The organism is Leisingera sp., from assembly GCF_034669605.1.
GTDB lineage: Bacteria > Pseudomonadota > Alphaproteobacteria > Rhodobacterales > Rhodobacteraceae > Leisingera.
Genome location: NZ_JAXMOX010000338.1, coordinates 1 through 2,745, shown reverse-complemented (window position 1 = coordinate 2,745; position 2,745 = coordinate 1). Strand labels below are relative to the sequence as shown.

The window sequence follows — 2,745 nt, the reverse complement described above, 5'->3', positions numbered from 1 at the left end:
CCGGCGCTGGCGGATCTGGCCGGGCATATCGGCGATCCGGCGGTCCGCAACCGCGGCACCATCGGCGGCTCACTGGCCAACAATGACCCGGCGGCCTGCTATCCGGCGGCGGCGCTGGCCAGCGGTGCGACGATCATGACCAACCGGCGCGAGATCACCGCGGATGACTTTTTCCGGGGGCTGTTCGAGACCGCGCTGGAAGAAGGCGAGATCATCACCGCGGTGCGCTTCCCGGTGCCGCAGAAGGCCAATTACCAGAAGTTCGTGCAGCCGGCTTCGCGCTTTGCCCTGGTCGGGGTATTTGTGGCGAAATTTACCGCTGGCGTGCGGCTGGCGGTCACCGGCGCGTCCGAACAGGGTGTGTTCCGCTGGAACGAGGCCGAGGCTGCGCTGGATGCCGGTTTCGCACCGGAGGCGCTGGAGGGTTTGAGCGTGGATGCCGGCGGCATGATGGCCGATCTGCACGGGTCCAAAGCGTACCGCGCCCATCTGGTCGGGGTGATGGCCCGGCGCGCCGTGGCGGCTGCAGCCTGAAGATCTGATCAGGCCGGGCACCGGGAGGCCGGTGCCCGGCAGTTGGCAGATGCGGCGGCGAGTGCCGCAGGTCGCCCGAGATGTCCTTCAGCAGGGTCTGGATCTTGCCCGGCAGCGGGCGGATTTCGGTAGCGATCCCCGCAAACCCCGTGCCCATATTGCCGGTCTGCGCCGCCTCGATCGCGGCGTTGCAGGAGATGAACTTGATCTTGCGGCCGGCCCGTTCGGCCCTGGCGGCTGCAGCTGCAGGCCTGCAACAGGCTGTCCCGGCCGCTGCCGGGTATCGCATGGGCCGCCGCGATGCGCTGCAGCGGCAAAGGAAAAGCCCCGCAGCGGCGCTGCGGGGCTGAAATACCTGTGTCGAAGGCGGCCGGGTTACTTGTTCGGCAGCGGGCCGATCATCATGATCATCTGACGGCCTTCCATCTTGGGCATGTTTTCGACCTTGCCCAGTTCCTTGATGTCTTCGGCGACCCGCTCCAAAAGCTCTCTTCCGAGGTTCTGGTGCGCCATCTCGCGGCCCCGGAAACGCAGGGTGATTTTCACCTTGTCGCCGTTTTCCAGGAACTTGTAGACGTTGCGCATTTTCACATCGTAGTCATGAGTGTCCGTGTTGGGACGGAACTTGACCTCTTTGACCTCGATGATCTTCTGCTTCTTGCGGGCTTCGCTCTCGCGTTTCTGCTGTTCATATTTGAACTTGCCAAAGTCCATGATCTTACACACGGGCGGGTTGGCATTGGGCGAGATTTCCACCAGATCCAGTCCGGCCTCGGCGGCCATTTCCATGGCTCTTGCGGGGGTCACAACCCCTGCGTTGTCGCCATCGGCGCCAATCAGGCGGATTTCGGAGGCACGGATTTTTTCGTTGACGCGCGGGCCGGTGTCGCGTTGCGGCGGCGCGTTATGAGGTCTGCGGGCTATGACTGCGATCCTTCTGTCATTGCAAAAAGTGCGGGAACGCTACTGCCCCCCCGCGTGTGATTCAAGGCTTATGGGCGGTATGGCGGCAGGAAAGCCGCATTTCAAGGCCGCATATTGCAATTGAACTTGAAAACGGGTGTAAAACAAGGCCGGAGCGCTGCCGCAGGCCGCGCTGCATTCTGGCAAGGCGGGAATGCGGCGGGGTTCCGCCAGTTGCGGGACCGGCGGGTGGCAGCTGGCCGCCCGTGATGCAGGCCAGGGAAACTTCCCCCTTGAGTGCAGCGGCGCAGGGCGTCATTTGGCAGGCAGATGCTGCGGATTGCGCGGCCAGGCCGGCCAAGCCGGGAAACGGAAGGAGAGTATTATGAAACAGGTATTTATATTGATTGCGCTGGGGGCGGCTGCCGTGGCCGGGTTTGTGCTGCTGAACGGCCGGGACGCGCAGGAACCCGCGCCCGCAGAAGTGCCAGCCGTGCAAGAGGAACAGAGCAGCACAGCGCCGGAAGCAGCGGACGGGGACAGCGGAGCGGCGGCCGAGCAGGCGGTGGAAGATGCGGCAGAGGCCGTTGAGGGCGTCATCGACTCCGGTGCCGAAGCGGCCGGCGCAGCCGTCGAGGCGGTGCAGGACACCGTAGGCGAGGCGGCGGATGCGGCTGCTGAAGCGGTTGAGGATGCGGTGGATGCGGCCCAGTCCGCGGCGGGGGCTGCATCGGATGCGGTGCAGGAGACCACAGAGGCTGCCAGCGATGCCGCGGCCGGCGCGGCTGAGGGCGCGCAGGACGCTGGATCCGAGGCGCTGGACAATGCAACCGGCACCGCGCAGCAGCTGCTGGAGCAGTCCGGCGCGGCGGAAACCGAAAGCACTGCGGGCAGCAACTGAAGCTGGCTGCAAGTCAGCTGATTTTCCCGGCGGCAGGCATCATGCGCTGCCGCCGGTTGTTTTTGAGCGGACGTCTTTGGCGCCGATCAATGGGGACGGGGCTGCGCCTGCTGCGCAACGCGGGCCATATGGCCCGGCGGGGCCTGGTCGCCGGGCTGCGGCTGCGGCGCCAGGAAGGCCAGGAAGGTTTCCCAGCCGGCACTGTTGCCGCCCTGTTTGCGGGCGCGCTGGATTTGCAGCTGGGCCACGCCGGCCAGATCCAGCGGTTTGGTGCCATCATAGGCGCTGCCGGTGATTCCGGCCAGATGGCTGCGGAACCGCTTTCCCATCGAATTCAGCAGCAGCATCGGCGAGGTCACCGGATGGCCGGCCTGCACCAGCGCGTCAAACATCTCGTCAATGTCGCC

Annotated in this window: 3 protein-coding genes and 1 pseudogene; 2 read left to right on the top strand and 2 right to left on the bottom strand. The window is 65.5% G+C overall.

Features of this window, described 5'->3' with window-relative positions; genetic code table 11:
• The coding region (locus VOI29_RS23860; RefSeq protein WP_323784308.1) for an FAD binding domain-containing protein at nucleotides 1-534 on the top strand (534 nt) is incomplete at its 5' end.
• Nucleotides 535-909: 375 nt separating this feature from the next.
• On the opposite strand, the gene infC is transcribed toward VOI29_RS23860, so the two are convergent.
• Nucleotides 910-1,458 carry a translation initiation factor IF-3 gene (gene infC / locus VOI29_RS23855; RefSeq protein ID WP_044008405.1) on the bottom strand — a complete coding sequence of 183 codons (549 nt, stop codon included), beginning with the start codon at nucleotides 1,456-1,458 and terminating at the stop codon, nucleotides 910-912.
• Nucleotides 1,459-1,822: 364 nt separating this feature from the next.
• On the opposite strand from infC, the gene VOI29_RS23850 reads away from it, so the two are divergent.
• Nucleotides 1,823-2,338, top strand: a complete 516-nt coding sequence (locus VOI29_RS23850) for a hypothetical protein (RefSeq protein WP_323784306.1) — start codon at nucleotides 1,823-1,825, stop codon at nucleotides 2,336-2,338.
• An 86-nt stretch (nucleotides 2,339-2,424) separates the two neighbouring features.
• Here the strand turns inward: VOI29_RS23850 and VOI29_RS23845 are convergent.
• A pseudogene (locus tag VOI29_RS23845) lies at nucleotides 2,425-2,745 on the bottom strand (hypothetical protein); the annotation flags it as partial.